Annotated in this window: 13 protein-coding genes; 4 read left to right on the top strand and 9 right to left on the bottom strand. The window is 70.0% G+C overall.

Going from position 1 to position 18,061, the window contains the following annotated elements; all coding sequences use genetic code 11:
• The first annotated feature begins 338 nt into the window (after positions 1 to 338).
• Positions 339 to 3,671 carry a glycosyltransferase gene (locus ACFSDF_RS04480; RefSeq protein WP_377156391.1) on the top strand — a complete coding sequence of 1,111 codons (3,333 nt, stop codon included), beginning with the start codon at positions 339 to 341 and terminating at the stop codon, positions 3,669 to 3,671.
• Positions 3,672 to 3,674: 3 nt separating this feature from the next.
• Here the strand turns inward: ACFSDF_RS04480 and ACFSDF_RS04475 are convergent, their stop codons facing one another.
• Together ACFSDF_RS04475 and ACFSDF_RS04470 are read right to left on the bottom strand one after the other, a co-directional pair.
• Positions 3,675 to 4,262 (bottom strand): class I SAM-dependent methyltransferase, encoded by a 588-nt coding sequence (locus ACFSDF_RS04475; protein WP_377156389.1) that lies wholly within the window; start codon positions 4,260 to 4,262, stop codon positions 3,675 to 3,677.
• 33 nt (positions 4,263 to 4,295) lie between these two features.
• Positions 4,296 to 7,289: a glycosyltransferase gene (locus ACFSDF_RS04470; RefSeq protein ID WP_377156387.1), complete on the bottom strand. Its 2,994-nt coding sequence runs from the start codon at positions 7,287 to 7,289 to the stop codon at positions 4,296 to 4,298.
• A 352-nt stretch (positions 7,290 to 7,641) separates the two neighbouring features.
• Between ACFSDF_RS04470 and ACFSDF_RS04465 the strand changes: the two genes are divergently transcribed.
• The gene (locus tag ACFSDF_RS04465; RefSeq protein ID WP_377156385.1) at positions 7,642 to 8,469 is read left to right on the top strand and encodes a class I SAM-dependent methyltransferase; all 828 of its coding nucleotides are present in this window, start codon (positions 7,642 to 7,644) and stop codon (positions 8,467 to 8,469) included.
• A gap of 43 nt (positions 8,470 to 8,512) precedes the next feature.
• Complete coding sequence (locus tag ACFSDF_RS04460; RefSeq protein ID WP_377156383.1) at positions 8,513 to 9,826, top strand: UDP-glucose dehydrogenase family protein; 1,314 nt, start codon at positions 8,513 to 8,515, stop codon at positions 9,824 to 9,826.
• 34 nt (positions 9,827 to 9,860) lie between these two features.
• Here ACFSDF_RS04460 and ACFSDF_RS04455 read toward each other — a convergent pair whose 3' ends face one another.
• Both ACFSDF_RS04455 and lysS read right to left on the bottom strand, forming a co-directional pair.
• Positions 9,861 to 10,199 (bottom strand): histone-like nucleoid-structuring protein Lsr2, encoded by a 339-nt coding sequence (locus tag ACFSDF_RS04455; protein ID WP_377156380.1) that lies wholly within the window; start codon positions 10,197 to 10,199, stop codon positions 9,861 to 9,863.
• A gap of 60 nt (positions 10,200 to 10,259) precedes the next feature.
• Positions 10,260 to 11,765 carry a lysine--tRNA ligase gene (gene lysS / locus ACFSDF_RS04450; RefSeq protein ID WP_377156378.1) on the bottom strand — a complete coding sequence of 502 codons (1,506 nt, stop codon included), beginning with the start codon at positions 11,763 to 11,765 and terminating at the stop codon, positions 10,260 to 10,262.
• Positions 11,766 to 11,891: 126 nt separating this feature from the next.
• Between lysS and ACFSDF_RS04445 the strand changes: the two genes are divergently transcribed.
• Positions 11,892 to 12,788, top strand: coding sequence for a CmcI family methyltransferase (locus tag ACFSDF_RS04445; protein ID WP_377156376.1), 897 nt, complete (start codon positions 11,892 to 11,894; stop codon positions 12,786 to 12,788).
• A gap of 14 nt (positions 12,789 to 12,802) precedes the next feature.
• On the opposite strand, the gene ACFSDF_RS04440 is transcribed toward ACFSDF_RS04445, so the two are convergent.
• From ACFSDF_RS04440 to ACFSDF_RS04420, 5 genes are all read right to left on the bottom strand, one after another.
• Positions 12,803 to 13,570 (bottom strand): type III pantothenate kinase, encoded by a 768-nt coding sequence (locus ACFSDF_RS04440; protein ID WP_167251487.1) that lies wholly within the window; start codon positions 13,568 to 13,570, stop codon positions 12,803 to 12,805.
• Positions 13,571 to 13,596: 26 nt separating this feature from the next.
• Positions 13,597 to 14,022, bottom strand: a complete 426-nt coding sequence (gene panD, locus ACFSDF_RS04435) for an aspartate 1-decarboxylase (RefSeq protein ID WP_167006182.1) — start codon at positions 14,020 to 14,022, stop codon at positions 13,597 to 13,599.
• Positions 14,022 to 14,888 carry a pantoate--beta-alanine ligase gene (gene panC, locus ACFSDF_RS04430; RefSeq protein ID WP_377156373.1) on the bottom strand — a complete coding sequence of 289 codons (867 nt, stop codon included), beginning with the start codon at positions 14,886 to 14,888 and terminating at the stop codon, positions 14,022 to 14,024. The genes panD and panC overlap by 1 nt, the downstream gene beginning before the upstream one ends.
• Entirely contained in the window at positions 14,885 to 15,808 is a 924-nt protein-coding gene (locus ACFSDF_RS04425) for a Rossmann-like and DUF2520 domain-containing protein (protein ID WP_377156371.1), read from the bottom strand. The genes panC and ACFSDF_RS04425 overlap by 4 nt, the downstream gene beginning before the upstream one ends.
• 112 nt (positions 15,809 to 15,920) lie before the next feature.
• Positions 15,921 to 18,053 carry an acyltransferase family protein gene (locus ACFSDF_RS04420; protein ID WP_377156369.1) on the bottom strand — a complete coding sequence of 711 codons (2,133 nt, stop codon included), beginning with the start codon at positions 18,051 to 18,053 and terminating at the stop codon, positions 15,921 to 15,923.
• Positions 18,054 to 18,061: the final 8 nt, after the last annotated feature.

Genomic DNA, 18,061 nt, shown 5'->3' with positions numbered 1-18,061 from the left:
CATCCGCCAATGTCAAACTCTCCTCGGTCTCGGGCCAGCAGGGTGTCCCCTCGCGCCGCTCGCTAGGCTACCAGCCACGACCTGACGAGCGAGCGCCCGATGCCGTGGCACCCGGCCCACGCCCGAGGTGCACAGACGACTCCCTATCCTGCTGAGAGCAGAGTACGAGGAGAGATATGCCTACCGGCCCCAGCAACCGCCTACGCGGCGCCGCCGCTCGCTCCCGCCGACGCGTGTCGGCACTCCGACCGCGCCGTCGCGCTCGAGGCGACGAGGCACGACTTCTGGCCACCGGTCTCTTCGATCCCTGGTACTACGGTCTCCAGCGGTGCAAGAACATGGACCCGGCGAGTGCCGCGGCGCACTTCCTGGCTCGAGGCGCACGCCAGGGGCTGCTGGCCAACCCCCTGACGGACTTCGCCGCGACGAGGCTCCCTGCCGACGAGATCGTCCGGGACCTCCTCGACGGCTCCGCGCGCACCTACCCCGTCCGCACCTTCCTCGACGCCGCTGCCCTCGTCGCGGCCGCCCCGGCGGCGGCCGAACACGCCGGAGGCCCTGTCGGCTACTACCTGGAGCACGCTCACGCGGGGGGCCCGGTGCCGTCGCTCGGGCCACGCACCTGGCGCAGCTTCCGCGAGCTGCGCACCCGTCAGTCGCGGGCGATCCGTGCGATCACGGCCTCCGGCCTCTTCGACCGAGCCTACTATGAACTGCAGGTCGGATCGGCGTTCGCGAGCGATCTCCAGGCACTCTGGCACTACCTCGAGGTCGGAGAGCCTCAGCGTCTCGCCCCGCACCCGCTGTTCGAGACTGACTGGTACCACCGCACCGCCGGACGCAAGGCCGTCCTCTCCTTCGCGCACTTCGTCCGGACCGGCCAGGTCGAGGGCGAGGCAGGACCGCACTTCCATGCCCTCACCTACCTGGAGCGCCACCCCGAGGCGGCGCAGCACCCAGGCGGGCCACTCGGCCACTTCGCCGAGCACGCCGACGCCGACACGCTGACCGTTCCTCGCGACGGCAACCGTGTCGAGCCTGCACGGTGGGACGAGTTCCGTACGAAGGTTGTCGCCGCCGCGACCGAGTACGGCACCCAGAGACGGCTCATCCTGCACGCACCAACCCGGTGGTCCTCTTGGTTCCTCGACTCCGCCAGACCGCCCGAGACGAGCACCGACGACGTGGTGGCCGTCCTGGCGGACGCCCGCACGTGGGGCGAGGGCGCGGTGAGTCTGGAAAGCCTGCTCGGCCAGAGCCACCCGAACTGGGTCCTCCGGCTGGCGGTCGATACCGACGGCGTGGTCCCGGCCGACCTCGAGTCTCTCGGCGACCGGCTTCACGTCGTGCGCACCAACGCCGAGGAGTGGGCCGAGCGTGCCAACGCGCTCGTCGCGAGTGTCGAGGAGCCGTGGGTTACGACGTGGCAGCCGAGCGAGCGGTGGGCCCCTCACCTCCTGAGCGGGCTGCTCGCCGCCACCTCACCCGGAACCGGCGCATACGCCGCCGTCGCCGACGAGCCCGAGTCACCCGAGGACGACGTGACGTGGCGGTGCGAGCTCCCGACCCGGGAGGAAGCGCTGTGGGCAATACCGCGGTCACTCGCGGGCATGCTCATCCCGAGCGATGCCCTCCGGTCGCTCGACGGACCGTTCCGGCCCGCCGCCGATGACCGCTACGCCTGGGACCTCTTGCTGCGCGTCGACCTGCCGCTGACCTACGTCCCGTTCACCGGCGTCCGCGGTACGACCCTCGGCGACCTCCCCGCTCCACCGGGGTTCAGGAGCACAACCGAGAATCTGCTGCGCGCGGAGCACCTCATCGATTGGGACGCCGTCGCCCGCGCTGGCGACGGCCGCGTCGCCGGCCGCATATCGCTGCTGATACCGACCTACCGCGACTGGGAGCTGACGCGGCGAGCCGTCTCGCAAGCGCTGGAGTGGGGCGACGGGGACGTCGAGGTCGTGATCGTGGACAACGGCTCGCGCCGCGAGGTCACGGGACTGCTCACGTCATTGTTCGCAGCGGACCCGCGTGTCCTCGTGCACAGGGTCCCGCGCAACACGAACTTCGCCACCGGCTCGAACCTCGCTTTCGCCGCTTCGACCGGGAAGACGGTCGTCTTCCTCAACAACGACACCGAGCCTCGACCCGGCTGGCTGCCGCCACTCGTCGAGGCACTGCGTGATGACGGTGTTGTCGGTGCGCAACCCGTGCTCCTCTACCCCGACGACTCCATCCAAACGGCAGGAACCGTCTTCTACGGCCAGCACGTGATCCCCGGACACCTGCTGGCATCGCACCCGGCGGAGGACTGCCCAAGGTCGCCGCTACGGCTGCACGCGGTCACCGCGGCGTGTATGGCTATGAAGGCGGACGCCGTCATCCGGACACGCGGGTTCGACCCGTTGTTCGTGAACGGCATGGAGGACGTCGACCTCTGCCTGCGGCTGGTCGCCGAGACGGGAGGGTATTTCACGCTCGCGGCGGCCTCCCGGGTGGCGCACCACGAGAGCAAATCGAAAGGTCGGTTCGCACGAAGCGAGGCCAACCGAATCCGTTTCCTGGACCGGTGGGGCCCTCAGCTGCCCGGCCCGGAGGCGCACCTGTGGCAGGCAGCCGGGTTCGAGCTCGCGGCGCTCCCGGTCCAGAACCCGCTGCCGGAGAGCAGGCGCCGCACAGCGGTGACCCCCGTCGTGACCCGACGCGCGTCGGTGGTGCCCGACGGCCCGGCGGCGGGGTTGCCGCGCCTGCGCTGGGCACTGAAGATCGCTGCTCCGGGCGGGCCGCGCGGTGACCTCTGGGGTGACACCGCATTCGCCGACGATCTCGCACACGCCTTGCGGCAGTGGGGCCAGGAGGTCGTGATAGACCGCCACGACGCGCACCAGCGGCCGCCCTCGGACTACCTCGACGACGTCGCGCTGACGATCCGCGGCCTTGACCGCGGGCACGCCCTCCCGGGCGCAACAAACCTGCTGTGGGTGATCAGCCACCCCGACAAAGTCGTCCCCGACGAGGTCGGGGACGACTTCGACCTCGTCTACTCCGCGGGTCCGGCCTGGGCCAAGGAGATGACGCACAGGAGCGGACGTGAGATCCGCACCCTGCTCCAGGCGACGAACACCCGGCGCTTCACCCCGGAGGGTCCCGCTCTCGCGGGGCTCGACACCGTCTTCGTCGGTCGTACGCGCAAGGTATTCCGTCCGATCGTGCGCGACGCCGTCGCGGCGGGTGCGGAACTTAGCATCTTCGGAGACGGGTGGGAGGAGTACCTCGAGGCGCGCTGGATCGCCGCCGAGCACCTGCCCAACGACCAGCTTCCCAACGCCTATCGGGGCGCGCGGCTCGTGCTGAACGACCACTGGTCGGACATGGCGCGGCTGGGCTTCCTCTCCAACCGTCTCTTCGACGCGGCGGCTGCCGGGGCGCGGGTCATCAGCGACCCCGTACCCGGGCTCGAGGAGGTGTTCGGACCGTCGGTCCGCGTCTACCGCTCGGTCGAGGAGCTCCGCGAGCTCCTCGACCCCACAACATCACTGTGGCACGACGACGCCGCAGTCGTGGAGAACGCTCGCAGAATCGCCACCGAGCACTCGTTCACGGCTCGTGCGAGAACCCTGCTCGCCGACGTGTTGGATCTGCGGGGCGTGGCGCACTCCCTGCGTTGAGCGTCAGCGAGGCATGCAGAGGAAGAAGGTCCGCGTCGGCATGTAGTACGGCGTCTGCGTGAGGACGTTCCAGCCTCGCTCGTGGAGCATCCTGCGCAGTGCCCGCGGGGTCGGCCAGAACGACTGGTCGTTTCCCCAGGAGGCGGTGGGCTTGTGCTGAAGACCCTCCTCGGAGTAGAGGCGCCCTGTGTAGCCACGCAGCCTGGTGGGCTCTGACAGGCCCCAACCTTGCGCTTTCGGCGGGGAAACGTGCGTGTCGAGGATCATCGGGATGCCGCTGGCGCGGTCCAGCAGCGACAGCTGGTCATCCAGGGTCAGGTGGTAGAGGAGACCGAGGTTGACGATCAAGTCGTAGCCGTACAGCTCGGCCTCGCGGACGTCCCGCTCGACCCAGGTGACGCGCGGATCGTCGGGGAAGCGCACCGAGCGTGCGTCGACAGCGGTAACGGTCCAGCCACAATCGGCCGCCCGGGTCGAGAAAGCGCCGTGACCCGCCCCGATGTCGACGAGCCTGCCCGGTGGGAACCACCCGAGCATGGTGTCGAAGGTCGACAAACGTGCGTGCTCCACTGCGGCGGGGGTATTCGTCATGCGCGCCACCGTAGCCCGCGGCGATCGACTAGTCTATGACGCTGGCTCGAACGTCGACTCTACGCGCGCGACGAGACGCCGAGCGACCGTGCCCGGCGCCACCCGGTCGAACAGCTGCACGCGTGCCGGCCGGTCGAGCGCACGAGGTGCGTCCTGAAGCTTTCGCACAAGATCGTCACCATCGACGAAGGTCGTGACGCCACCAGCGAGCCGCTCACCCACGCGCGCGTTGCTCAGCACCTCTCCACGGACGAGCAGCGCGTCGAGCAGCGGTGGCGGGAGGACGCCCTCGGTGGCGACCACGGCGGGGACGAGGACGACGACGCGGCGCGCGCCGGCGAGCAGGCGCACCCACGTGTCGGCGTCCTCCGGCCACGAGGTCCATGCCCCGTCCAGAAGTGGCTCCCACTCCTGGCCGACGGCGTGGGGCTCTACCCCGGATTCGCGCAGGGCGCGGACGACGTCCCCGGCCTCGGCGGCTGCACCAATGAGCAGCACCTCCCCAGCCGCGTCCGCACCGACGGCCACGTCAGGCAGGGTCGCGACCGTCGCACCGACCCATCCCCCCTCTGCAGAGGCCGTCATCGGGCCCTCGATGACGCTCGCCTCGTCACGTCCCGGAGCGGCAGCAAGGATGATGTCGGCACGCCGCGACCAGCGGGTCGCCGGGGCGGGATCGTCGACCAGCCACGCCACCTGGACGGTCTCGGGGTCGGAGGACTCGAGCGGGCAGGAGCCGTGCAGCGCGACCACAACGTCGTCGAGCGACGACAGCCTGCGCGTGGCACGCATCCCGCGGCGTACTACCGCGTCCTGGCCAAGGTCCTCCAGCGCGGCCGCGAGGGCGTGAGCCCAGATCCGAACCCAGCCGGTCGCCTCTCGGCCCCCGGCGAGCAGGACCCAGCGCCGCCCTTCGCCCGGCTCACGGACCAGGAGCGGCCGCAAAGCGTGGGCACGACCGTCGAGCCGCTCCCAGCCGGCGACCCGCGCATCCCACGGCTTCCACACCTCGGGCGGCGTCTCCCGCAGCGTCGCCGCGTGACGCTCGGCGAACACCGCGCGACTGGTCACCGACCGCGGGCTCGTCGTCTCGCCCGCACGGCGCAGCACCCGCGCCTTCGGCAGCAGGTCGACGCGCGCTGACGGCACGGTGCCGACCAGGCGCAGAGCGAGGTCGGCCAGCTCGAGCTCGTCGTCAAGCAACGGGTCCAGACCCCCGAGCGCGGCGAACGCGTCGCCGGGGATGACGAAGGTCCGCCCGTCGGCCAGCGGGGGCGCGTACGGAGCGCTGCCAAGCCTGTCGACGTCCTCGGCCAGGAAGTCCCCGAGGAAGGCCGCAGGAAGACGGTGGCGCGGTCCGAGCACCCCACCCGCCGTAACGACGACGGACTCACGATCGAGGGTCACCGGCTGGACCACGAACGGGTTGCTTGCCTCCGCCGCGTAGTCGAGCAAAGCCTGGACGGCATCACTCGTCGCAAGGGTGTCGAAGTCGACGAAGACGACCGTTGCCCCGCTCGTCCGCGCAAAGCCCAAGTCGGCCGCGTAGGCGAACGACACCCGCATGGGCCAGCGCACGTAGCGGATGCGGTTGTCGTCGACGAACGCGCCGAGCGCCGTGCTGGCCACCGAGCGCTCCTCGGCGCTGTCGACGACGACAATCTCCCACCGGCGGCCGACCAGCCCGTGCGCGAGGGCCGAAAGCTTCTCCCGCACCTCGCGCGCACCTCCTCGTACCGGAAGGACGACGCTGACCAGGCCAGGATCACGCTCGGTCTCGCGCAAGGCTGCCCAGTCGACGGCATGCTTCAAGCGCACCCGGTCGATCCACGCCGCGGGCTCACGGACGCTAATGCGGTCGGCACTTTCACGCCGGTCGTCGTAGTGCACGCCGATGATCGGGAGGTGCACGAGATCGGTGTGCTCGGCCAGGCGGAGCACGAGATCATAATCGACGGTGCGGCGCAGCGACTCGTCGAAGCCGCCGACCTCGGCCAACAGCGACCCTCGGACAACGAGCACGTTCATGTCGACGTGGTTCGCGACCATGAGCACGTCGCGCGTCACCGGCGTCGCCCGATACCGGGGGCCGTCGGGCGTCTGCGCCATGAGGGTCCCGTACGCCACGTCGAGGCGCTCGGCCTGCATCGCGCGGATCATCGCGTCGAGGTAGTCGGGCTGCCACTCATTGTCGGAGTCGAGGAACGCGACGAACCCGCCGACCGCGGCATCAAGACCGGCGTTGCGAGCTGCGCACACCCCCTCGTGCGGTCGCTGTAGAAGGCGGATGCGGGGATCCTGCTGGGCGAGGTGGGTGACCAGCGCGACAGTGTTGTCGACCGAGCCGTCGTCGACCACCAGCGCTTCCCAGTGACGCCACGTCTGTGCCTGAACCGAGGCAAGGGCGCGTCGCAGGCTCGTGGCGCGGTTCCAGGTCGGGATGATGATCGACACCAGCGTCTGCGCGGTCGCCTCGACTGGCGGGTACGCCGGAAGCTCGTGCCCCGCGGGCAGTTCCTCGACGAAGCCCGGCCGACGGAGACGCTCGGTCGCCGTCCACGTCGTCGCGTGCTCGCGCCAGCGGGACCGGACCGCACCCCACCGCACCGCTCGCACTCCCTCGGCCGTGACGATCGGGAGCAGGGTCTCGTCGGAGACGCTACCCGCGAGATGACCGAACACGCCATACGGATGGGTAGCAGCCCGCGGATGCGTGGCGAGGTAGGCGTCGACATCGATCGCAGGGTGCGGCGCGCGGCCGCGGAACCGCTTGCGGGTGAGGAGCGTCTCGAATGGAGTGGAGCCGGGCGCGGTCTCCCGCACAACTCCGGGGTCGAAGAAGGGATGTGGGGACAACTGCGCCCCGGCTCCCTCGCGGACGTAGTGGTCGACGGCGTCGGCGAGGTCGGCGAACGTCCGCCCGGCCTCGGCCTCGTACCAGTCACGGTCGAAGAGGCCGGACTCCATCAGGACGGAGCGCTCCCGAGCCGACAAACGCCGTCGCAGACTCTGGATCGCACGCCTCATGTCGCGTTGCCTTGCACCGCCGAGGCGCATGACTCGCTCCTTGTCGATAGGGGAAGGGCGACCACCGGCGGCCCGCGACCTCCGACGCCCTGCCCCATAGTAGGGAGGACGGCGCCAACCCTGTTTCTCGACCGAGCGAGACGGCTGACCGACGCCGCACAGTGGTGTAGGTTCGGTCTCTCCGTCAGGCCCGCTCTGGGAGGATGAGATGCTCCGTTCCTTGATCGTTCTGTGTCCCGCTTGCGGCCACCTCGGGGAGCTTGGCCGGGGCCCTGGGGGCCGGCCGCACGCTGCGTGCACGCAGTGCGGCAGCCTCGAGCGTCACCGTGGCCTGGTCGGCATCGTTGCCGGCATGTGTGACGTCGCCGGCGAGGGTGCCCTGCTCGATGTCGCCCCGTCCCCCTTGACCTCCACGCGTCTCGCGGCGCTGGCAACACAGGTCGGCGTGCCGTACGTCGGGATGGACTTCGATCCTGCCGCCGACAACCGTGATGTCGATGTCCAGGCGAGTCTCACCTCGGTTCCCCTCGCCGATGACAGCGTCGGCCTCCTCGTGTGCTTCCACGTGCTCGAGCACATCCCCGATGACCACGTGGCGATGGCGGAGATCCGACGCGTGCTCGCCCCGTCCGGTCTCGCGCTCGTCCAGGTTCCCGCACGACGAGGCGTGCCGACCGACGAGGACCCCTCCGCCGACGTGCAGGAGCGCATCGCGCGGTTCGGGCAGTCCGATCATGTCCGCTACTACGGGCTCGAGGACTTCGAAGCGCGACTGGCGGGTGCTGGGCTGAAGGTCCAGCGCGTGACCATGGGCGACCTGTACGACGAGCTCGAGGCAGACCTGCTCGGCATCCTACGCAACGAGCCGTTCTGGTTGTGCACGACCGACGCGGAGGTGGACGTGAGCGCGCTCGCGCAGCGCTGCCGCGAGACCGCGCACGCGGCCGTGAGGGCGATGACCTCTGGCGTCCTCGCAGAGCGCGAGGCCGCACGCTCAGAGCGAACCCGCACGGCAGGGCAGATCAAGCGGCTTCGCTCGCGAGTGCGCACGGCGAGGCGCGAGCGGGACCAGGCGACGCGCCGGGAGGAGAACCTTGCCCGCCGTCCCGAGGTCCGCCTGGCCTCCTCACTGCGCAGGTGTCTGCGCAGGCTCCGCCGCGTGGCCGTTAGGGCGAGCTAGGTCGGGATCAGGCGATTCCCGGGCGGTTGCTAGGGTCGCGGGCATGCGAGTGTCGGTGGTCGGGTGCGGCTATCTCGGTGCGGTTCACGCCGCATGCATGACCGAGGTAGGTCATGAGGTCGTCGGTATCGACGTCGACGAGGCCAAGATCGCGGCCCTGTCGGCAGGCGAGACCCCGTTCTTCGAGCCGGAATTCGGCGAACTCCTGGAACGTGCGCTCTCCTCGGGGCGTCTTCGCTTCAGCACCAAGTCGGCTGACGCTGCCGGTTCCCAGGTGCACTTCGTGTGTGTCGGGACGCCCCAGAAGGCGGGCGAAAACGCCGCCGACATGCGCTATGTCGACGCGGCGTTTACCGCACTGGCTGACCACCTGGCGCCGGGTGATGTGGTGGTGGGGAAGTCGACGGTGCCGGTGGGGACGGCAACGCGGTTGGCGGCGCGGGTCGCTGAGGTGCAGCCGGGAGCGACTTTGGTGTGGAACCCAGAGTTCCTGCGGGAGGGGTTCGCGGTGCAGGACACCCTGCATCCTGACCGGATCGTCTACGGGCTGCCCGAAGGACCTGCGGGGCAACGAGCCAGGGCGGTACTCGACGAGGTGTATGCGGCGCCCCTGGCCGAGGGGATGCCGCTGGTGGTCACCGACTACCCGACCGCGGAGTTGGTCAAGGTGGCGGCGAACTCGTTCCTGGCGACCAAGATTTCCTTCATCAACGCGATGGCCGAGCTATGCGAGGTCGCCGGTGGTGACGTGAGCGCGCTGGCTGACGCGATCGGGCACGACGACCGGATCGGGCGTAGGTTTCTGAACGCTGGCCTCGGGTTCGGCGGCGGCTGCCTGCCCAAGGACATTCGGGCTTTCATGGCCCGGGCTGGGGAGCTTGGGGCGGACCAGGCGTTGACGTTCCTGCGTGAGGTCGACACGATCAACCTGCGTCGCCGTGACCGGGTGGTCGAGATCGCCCGGCAGGTCCTGGACGGGTCCCTGGCCGGGCGCACGATCGCGGTGCTGGGTGCGGCGTTCAAACCCAACAGCGACGACGTCCGTGACTCCCCAGCCCTCGACGTGGCCGCGCGGCTGCACGGGCACGGCGCCCAGGTGCGGGTGACCGATCCGCACGCGCTCGCCAACGCGGCCCGGATCCACCCGGACCTCAGGTATGTCGCCGACGTGAAGCAAGCCGTCGCCGACGCCGACCTGGTGCTGCTTCTCACTGAGTGGCGCGAGTACGTCGACCTCGACCCCACCGAGCTCGCCATCCAGGTCCGCAGCACCACCATCATCGATGCCCGCAATGTGCTCGACCCCCAGGCCTGGCGCAACGCCGGCTGGACCTACCGCGGACTTGGCCGACCCTAGACATCAACCCCCACCAGATGCCGTGGCCGTGCCCTCAACGGGCCGCCTCGTACGCCGAGCGGACCTCCTCGCTCACGCGTCCCCGCTCGGACACCTCATAGCCGTTGTCGCGCGCCCATGCGCGGATCTCGGACGCGCTGCCCGCGCCGCCGCTACGACGACGATTCGTACCGCCGGCCGCAGACCTCCGGCGCCCGCCTCGCGACTTGCGTGCCTCAGCCACGTACGGAGCAAATGCATCGCGCAGCTTCTTGGAATTCTTCGCAGAGAGGTCAATCTCGTACGAAACACCGTCAAGCGCGAACGAAACGGTCTCTTCTGCCGTGCCGCCATCGATATCGTCGACCAGGATCACCTGAATTTTTTGAGCCATGCTTGGCACAATACGCCTCGCAAGAAATCCCGACAATGACCGACACGGGGTGCGACGAAATCAGGCCTCGCGAGACGCCGGGAAAAGAATTGCCTCGCGAATACCGACGCCCATGAGAAGCATCACAAGGCGATCGACACCCAGACCCATTCCACCGGCCGGCGGCATGCCGAACTCCAACGCGCGCAAGAAGTCCTCGTCGACATCCATCGCCTCCGGGTCACCCGCTGCGGCGAGCGCCGCCTGCTCGGTGAGCAGCTCGCGCTGCAGCACAGGATCGTTGAGCTCGGAGTAGGCCGGCGCAAGCTCGACGCCGTTGATGATGAGGTCGAACGCCTCGGCGAGACCGGGCTTGCTGCGGTGGGGCTTGGCCAACGGGCGCACGGACTGGGGGTAGTCGGCGACGAAGGTCGGCTGGATGAGCGTGTGCTCGACGAGCTTCTCGAACAGCTCCAGGACGATCTCGCCCGGCCCCCAGCCGTCTCGCAGCGCGACTTCGTGCTCGGCGGCCAGCTTGCGCAGCGTCTCCTCGTCCGTGTCGAGCGCGACGTCAGCACCGACGGCCTCGGAGACGAGCTCGTGGATGCTGGCCCAGCGCCACTCGGCCTCGAGATCGATCTCGCTGCCGTCGCGTCCGGTCACGACGGTGCGACCGAGTGCACGGGCGGCGTCACGGACGAGGTCACGGAGAAGATCGGCCATCGTGTGGTAATCGCCATAGGCCTGATAGGCCTCGAGCATCGCGAACTCGACATTGTGGGTGTTGTCGACCCCTTCGTTGCGGAAGGTCTTCGCGATCTCGTAGACACGATCCACACCTCCGACCAGCGCGCGCTTCAGGTGCAGCTCGAGCGCAATGCGGAGCAGCATCTCCTGGTCGAACGCATTCATGTGGGTGGCAAAGGGACGCGCTGCGGCACCGCCGTTGGTGAACTGCAGCACCGGGGTGTCGACCTCGATGAATCCACGGGTGTCGAGCGTACGGCGCAGCGACTGGAGGATCGTCGCCTTGGCGCGGACGACCTCGCGCGCCTCGGGCCGCACGACGAGGTCGACGTAGCGCATCGTCGCCCGCAGCTCCTCGGACAACGGGTTGTGCTCGTTGGGCAGCGGCCGCAGCGTCTTGGCGGCAATCTGCCAGGCACGCACCTGGATCGAGAGCTCGCCGCGACGGCTGGTGACGACCTCGCCCTCGACCGCGAGGTGGTCGCCGATGTCGACGAGCGCCTTGAACTCTGCGAGCGACTCCTCGCCGACCTCGGCGAGAGAGATCATGCCCTGGATCTCGGAGCCGTCACCCTCGCGCAGCCGGACGAAGCAGAGCTTGCCAGTGTTGCGCAGGAAGATCACGCGCCCGGCCGTCGCGACGTCCTCGCCGGTGTGCGCGTCGAGCCCGAGAGCCTCAGCGTCGTGCGCCGCGACGATCTCGCGGATCGTGTGGGTGTAGGGCACGGTGAGCGGGTACGGCGAGACGCCCTTGTCGAGCAGCCGCTGACGCTTCTCGCGCCGGACGCGCATCTGCTCCGGGAGGTCGTCGGCGGGCACGGCGGGGACGGCGTCTGTCATGCGTCCCAGGGTAGTCGGGCGGCCTGTGCGAGCCTTCCGCACGTCCGAGGTCGGCCACGACCCGTGACCGCGGACGGTGCCCCTGCTACCTTGCGGGATCGACTTCTCCCTCCCGAAGGAGCCCCCGTGCCTCGCTCCCCCGTCCAGCGCGTTCGTGCCCGCCTCGTACGCCGAATCGACGATCTCGCTCTCGGCCGGGCACAGACCCTGATCGCGAGGAGCGAGCGAGGGGAGGCAGCCGATGCGCTCGTCACGATGGCACTGCGCTCCACCGCGGCGCGCGCCAGGAAGGGCGCCCTCACTCCCAAGGAGCAGAAGGCCGTCGCAGCAGCCTTCTCCGCACTCTGGAGCCCTCAGTCGCAGCCCGTCGATCCGCCGCCCGCGATCGTCGGCGACGTCATCCGCAACCAGTTCCATCTTCTCTATTACCACGTGTCCCGGCAGACCTGGAAGGACACGTGGTACCGCGGGATCGCAACGTACAAGTGCCCGACGGACATGTGGGTTTACCAGGAGCTGATCGACGAGCTCCGTCCCGGCCTGGTCGTCGAGACCGGAACCTTCAGGGGTGGCAGCGCGCTGTTCCTCGCCGACCGGCTCGAGACGCTCGGCCACGGCGAGGTCGTGTCGGTGGACATCGACCCCCACGGCGACGAGCGGCCGACGCATCCGCGGCTGACGTACCTGATCGGGTCATCGGTCGCGCCGGACATCGTCAACGAGATCCGCCAGCGGATCCCCACCGACGGCTCCCCGGTCCTGGTCATCTTGGACTCCGACCACTCCCAGCAGCACGTCGCCGCAGAGCTGCACACCTACGCACCACTGGTGACCGTCGGCTCGTACCTGATCGTCGAGGACACGAACGTCAATGGTCACCCGGCCGCACCCGACCACGGGCCAGGCCCCTACGAGGCGGTGGCGGAGTTCCTCGCCGAAGACCGCCGTTACGCGGTCGATCCGCGCTGCGAGCGCTACTTCCTCACCCAGAACCCATCGGGCTACCTGCGCCGGGAGCGCTGAACCCACCTAGAGCGCTAGGCGTTGCGCTCCGCCACGATCCGCAGCCCGATGAGCGTGAGGTCGGGCTCGTGCCGGGTGATCGTCGCGCACTCCCCCAGGACGACGTCGGCGTGGCTCCCCGTCGCGACCACCGTGACGTCGTCGTGGTCGAGCGCGCGCACCATCCGCGACACGATCCCGTCGACGAGCCCGGCGAACCCGAACACCATGCCCGACTGGATCGCCTCGACGGTGTTCTTGGCGATCACGCCGCGGGGCCGGGTGAGCTCGACCGACCGGAGCTGCGCCCCGCGTCGCGCCAGCGCCTCGAGCGAGATGCCGATGCCTGCCGAGATCGAGCCGCCGACGTAGCGGCCGCGCTCGTCGACGACGTCGAAGGTCGTCGCGGTGCCGAGGTCGACCACGACGCACGGTCCGCCGTACAGCTCGCCGGCGGCGGCGGCGTTCACGATCCGGTCGGCACCGACCTCGCGCGGGTTGTCCATCAGGATCGAGACCCCCGTACGGGTGCCGGGCTCCACGATCGAGACAGTGCAGTCGTCGTAGTGCCGCTCGAGCAGGGCGCGCATCTCGTGCAGGATCGCCGGGACGGTGCACGACAGGGCGACCGCGTCGATGTCCGCGATCCCCCGCTCGGCGAGGAGCCCCTTGATCATCAGGTGCCACTCGTCAGCCGTCCGCGTGTCGACCGACGCCACCCGCCAGCTCGCGACCAGCCGCAGACCGTCAAACACGCCGACGACGGTCTGGCTGTTGCGGACGTCGAGACAGAGCAGGCTCACCGCTCCATCATGGCGCAAGGCCCTCCTCAGACCGACCGGGCTGCAGTGACATCGCCGCGTACGGTCGCGGACCCCGGGACGGGCTCGGCAGGGTCGGAACCGGTGGCGACGAGTCGGTTCTCGGTGTCGACGAAGACGACCCGCGGCTCCAGGGCGCGGGCCTCCGCGTCTGTCACCTGGGCGTAGGCGATCAAGATCACGAGGTCGCCGGGGTGGACGAGTCGCGCGGCGGCGCCGTTGATCCCGATGACGCCCGAACCTCGCTCGCCCGCGATCGTGTACGTCTCGAGCCGCGCGCCGTTGTCGATGTCGACGATATGCACGAGCTCGCCGGGCAGGATGTCGGCCGCCTCGAGCAGATCGGCGTCGACCGTCACCGAGCCGACGTAGTGCAGGTCCGCCTGGGTCACGGTGGCGCGGTGGATCTTGGACTTCATCATCGTGCGGAGCATCAGCGGTCCTCCGGCGGTCCGAGGGCGAGGGCGACGTTGTCGATCAGCCGGGTCTCGCCCACGTGGGCGGCGACCAGGAGGCGCGCGTCGCACCCCGGGCGGAGCGGCGTGAGGTCGGGTGCACGCAGGGCCAGGTAGTCCACGACGACCGCGCTCTCGGAGTCGAGGACCTCGCGCGCGGCGGTGAGCACGGCCTCCCCACCGAGCGGTGCGGCGTCGCGGCCCGCGGCAAGCGCCCTGGACAGGGTGACGGCGAGCGCGCGCTGCGCCTGGTCGAGGTAGCGGTTGCGCGAGGATATCGCCAGGCCGTCGTCCTCCCGTACGGTCGGGCAGCCCTCGACGGCGACCGGCATGCACAGCGCGCGCACCATCTGGCGGATCAGCACGAGCTGCTGGTAGTCCTTCTCGCCGAAGACCGCGACGTCCGGACGCGTCAGGCCGAGCAGCTTCGCGACCACCGTCAGGACACCCCGGAAGTGGCCCGGCCGCACGGCGCCCTCGAGCTCGGCACCGAGAGGTCCCGGGTCGACGGTGACGCCGCTCGTGTCCGGACCGTCGGGGTACATCTCGGAGTCGGCCGGATGGAAGACCACGTCGGCCCCGGCCCGGGTCAGCTGGGCGAGGTCGCGCTCGAAGGTCCGGGGATAGCGGGCCAGATCCTCGCCGGCACCGAACTGGGTCGGGTTGACGAAGATCGACACGACCACGAGGTCGGCGCGCTCGCGGGCGTACGAGACGAGGCTGAGGTGGCCCTCGTGGAGGGCACCCATCGTGGGGACGAGAGCGACGGTGCGGCCGTCGCGGCGTGGGATGGCAAGTGCGGTGTCGAGCTCTTCGCGCGTCGTGGCGACGACCGGGGCGCTCACGCGCCGGTCCGGGTGCCCTCGTCGGCGACCAGGGTCGCCAGGACATCCCACTCGGACTCGCGCAGGATCCGTCGGATCTCGACCGCGCCACCCGCATCGAGTCGGCCGTCGGCGACGGCGTGGGCGGAGGTGGCACGTGCCATCGCCACGTACGCGTCCATCGTCGGCACGGGCTGGTCTGCCATCGCCGCCAGGTGGGCGCGCACGGTCTCGATGTCGCCACGCACCACCGGGCCGGTGAGTGCGGCGTCCTCGTAGAGGAGCGCGTTCTCGAGCGCAGCGGTCAGGAGCGGGCGCAGGACCGCGGCCGGGTCGGCAGCGCCCGTACGACGCAGGATCTGCATGGCCTGCGACACGATCGTGACGAGATGGTTCGCGCCGTGAGCGAGCGCCGCGTGGTAGGTCGTCCGGTCCTCGTCGCGGACCCACATCGGGCGTCCACCGAGGTCGGCGACCAGGGTCTCCGCGATCTCGCGCTCGTCCTCGCCGGCGGTGAGGCCGAAGACGGCTCCGGACAGGTGCGCGAGGTCGACGTCGGTGCCGGTGAACGTCATCGCGGGATGGAGCGCGACGGGGCGCGCGCCGACGTGCGCGGCGGCGGCGAGCACGCCGAGGCCGTGGCGTCCGCTCGTGTGGGCGACGACCTGGCCGGGTCGCAGGTGGCCGTCGAGGGCGAGCTCGGCGACAAGACCGGGGAGCGCGTCGTCGGGGACGGCGAGGAGGAGGAGGTCCGCGCGGGTCGCGACCTGTGCGGGCGCAAGCACGGGGACGCCAGGGAGCAGCGTGTCTGTGCGGGTGCGAGAGGCGGCGGACCGGCCGCTGACGGCGACGATCTCGTGGCCGGCTTCGCGCAGCCGGGCGGCGAGCACCGCTCCGACGCGACCTGCGCCGATCACACCTACGGCGTGGAGGGACTTCATCGACGTGCCTTTCGTTCCAGTCCCCGTACGGGGTACCAGACAAATGGACTCTTTAAGTCTACGTGCGCGAAACCTTGCTGTAACCGAGTTGTGGGGCGGGTCACATCCAGGCTCAGTCGAGGAGCCCGGCCTTCGCGAACGCCGCCTTGTAGTACGGCGCAAGCGTGCGGGCGTACGTGATCGTCACGTGGTTGCTGTCGCTGAAGACGTTCGCGCCGCCGATCACCACCGGGCACTTGTCCTTGTCGCAGTACCACTTCGTCATGTCGACGTACGTGGTTCGCTTCGAGCGCTCGACCGCCTGCTCGTACGGGTCGAAGACGTCCGTGATGGCGGCCTTGCGCGACAGCGCGCACTCGGCCGCGCGGGCGGCGCCGACCTCGCCCAGGCAGATGTTGGGGTCGTCCTCTGCACGCCGACCGCCCTCAGGGTTGTCGCGGATGGCGACGATCGGCGTCTTCGCCTTCAGGGCCGGCTCCCAGACGTCGAGCACGCCCTGGACGCGTGCCTCCTCGCTCGCTCGCTGGCTCGAGGCGCGGCTGGTGGTGACGATGAAGTCGAAGCGGTCCGGCTCGGCCCTCAGCAGCTCGTCGAGGTTGGCCTTCATCTCGGCGCAGGCCACCTTGCGCGACTCGGGGTTGCCCGCCGCCGGGGGGAGGGTCGACCAGCCACAGCTCGGCGAGGCGATCATCTCGGCGGTGAGGACGCCTTGGTCGACGAGGATCTCGAACATCGGCATCAGCGCACGGGCGTGGGAGTCGCCGACGACGGCGACGTGCGGGACACCGCGGCGCGGGGTGCCGAAGGGGCAGCCCTCGAAGTCGTCGCCGCGGAGGTATTTGAGGCAGCGGCGGTAGGCGGCGTGGTCCTTCTTGACCTCCGACGGGTCGGGGATCACCACCTTGTCGAGCGCCGGGTCCGGGCATGTGTCGGCGAGCTTCGGGTCACGCGCCGCCGCGCCGAAGCATGCGCCGTGCTGCTTGAGGAGCGACTCCGCTGCCTCCGCGCGGGCGGCGTTGTCATAGTCGACGACGCTCCAACCGACGAAGCAGCCGGCGACGAGGGCGCCGGCGGTCGCGCCAACCAGGCCGAAGGTCACGCCCGAGCGCGGGATGCCGAGGCGCCGCGTCGTGCGTACGGGATCCTCGACCCACTTCTTGGTCGCCCAGGACAGCAGGATGGTCACGACGGCGATGGCGATCTTGTCGAGCGTCCCGAGCGACGAGCCCGTCGCGTACGGGAGGATCACGATGAGCGGCCAGTGCCAGAGGTACACCGAGTACGAGATGTCGCCGATGAACTGCGCAGGGCGCCAGGACAGCGCGTGCGTCGGCGACCAGGCGACCGACGACGGGTGGCCGGCCCACAGCAGCGCCGCCGTCCCCAGCACGACCCACACCGCCGCCGTGCCTGGCATCGGGGTCGCCTCGTCCATGCGCATCGCGCAGACCGCGAGCGTGACGAGGCCGAGCAGCGACACCAGCGCCCGCAGGCTCGCGCGCCCGGCCAGCACCGGCACGAAGGCGAGCAGCGCTCCGACGCCGAACTCCCAGGCACGGGTCGTCGTGACGAAGTACGACGTGGCGGGATCGGTGGCGGTGAGGTGGAGCGAGTACACGAACGACGCGACCGTGACGGTCGCCAGCATGGCGAAGATTGCGATGTGCTGGCGGCGCTGGCCCAGCCGCGTCGACAGGATCGGCGCGCACCACAGGGCGGCGATCACCAGCACCGGCCAGACGATGTAGAACTGCTCCTCCGCCGACAGGGTCCAGTAGTGCTGCGCGGGTGAGGCGACGTTGTCGGCAGCGAGGTAGTCCACGGCGTCGGCGGCCAGCGCCCAGTTCTCGACGTACAGCGCAGCGGCGCCGACCTCGCGGACGAACTGCTGCCACAGCATCCGGGGCACCCACAGGAAGACCGCGACCAGCGACACCCCGAGCACGAGGTAGGCCGCGGGCAGAAGCCGCCGTGCCCGTCGCGCCCAGAACTTGCCGAGCGCGATCCGTCCGGTCCGGTCGGACTCACGCAGGATGTGGGCCGTGATCAGGTAGCCGGAGATGACGAAGAAGACGTCGACGCCGAGATAGCCGCCCGGCAGCCGGTGGGGCCAGAGGTGGAAGATCACGACCAGCCCGACCGCGATCGCGCGCAGCCCCTGGATCTCCGGGCGGAGATAGCTGCTCGCGGACGCAGGTGTCCCGACCGTGGGGAGAGCGCGTCGGCTCTGAACGGTCGCGGACATCCCGAGCA

Origin of the sequence: Mumia zhuanghuii (assembly GCF_042681565.1) — a bacterium.
Lineage (GTDB): Bacteria > Actinomycetota > Actinomycetes > Propionibacteriales > Nocardioidaceae > Mumia.
The sequence above is the reverse complement of the archived record's forward strand: the minus strand, read 5'-3'. Positions and strand labels throughout refer to the sequence as shown.

What these genes read in the sequence shown, in the direction of transcription:
- ACFSDF_RS04480 (WP_377156391.1), top strand. Translation starts at nt 339, where the DNA reads ATGGACCCGGCGAGTGCCGCGGCGCACTTCCTGGCTCGAGGCGCACGC.
- ACFSDF_RS04475 (WP_377156389.1), bottom strand. Translation starts at nt 4,262, where the DNA reads ATGACGAATACCCCCGCCGCAGTGGAGCACGCACGTTTGTCGACCTTC.
- ACFSDF_RS04470 (WP_377156387.1), bottom strand. Translation starts at nt 7,289, where the DNA reads ATGAGGCGTGCGATCCAGAGTCTGCGACGGCGTTTGTCGGCTCGGGAG.
- ACFSDF_RS04465 (WP_377156385.1), top strand. Translation starts at nt 7,642, where the DNA reads ATGTGTGACGTCGCCGGCGAGGGTGCCCTGCTCGATGTCGCCCCGTCC.
- ACFSDF_RS04460 (WP_377156383.1), top strand. Translation starts at nt 8,513, where the DNA reads ATGCGAGTGTCGGTGGTCGGGTGCGGCTATCTCGGTGCGGTTCACGCC.
- ACFSDF_RS04455 (WP_377156380.1), bottom strand. Translation starts at nt 10,199, where the DNA reads ATGGCTCAAAAAATTCAGGTGATCCTGGTCGACGATATCGATGGCGGC.
- lysS (WP_377156378.1), bottom strand. Translation starts at nt 11,765, where the DNA reads ATGACAGACGCCGTCCCCGCCGTGCCCGCCGACGACCTCCCGGAGCAG.
- panD (WP_167006182.1), bottom strand. Translation starts at nt 14,022, where the DNA reads ATGCTCCGCACGATGATGAAGTCCAAGATCCACCGCGCCACCGTGACC.
- ACFSDF_RS04425 (WP_377156371.1), bottom strand. Translation starts at nt 15,808, where the DNA reads ATGAAGTCCCTCCACGCCGTAGGTGTGATCGGCGCAGGTCGCGTCGGA.
- ACFSDF_RS04420 (WP_377156369.1), bottom strand. Translation starts at nt 18,053, where the DNA reads ATGTCCGCGACCGTTCAGAGCCGACGCGCTCTCCCCACGGTCGGGACA.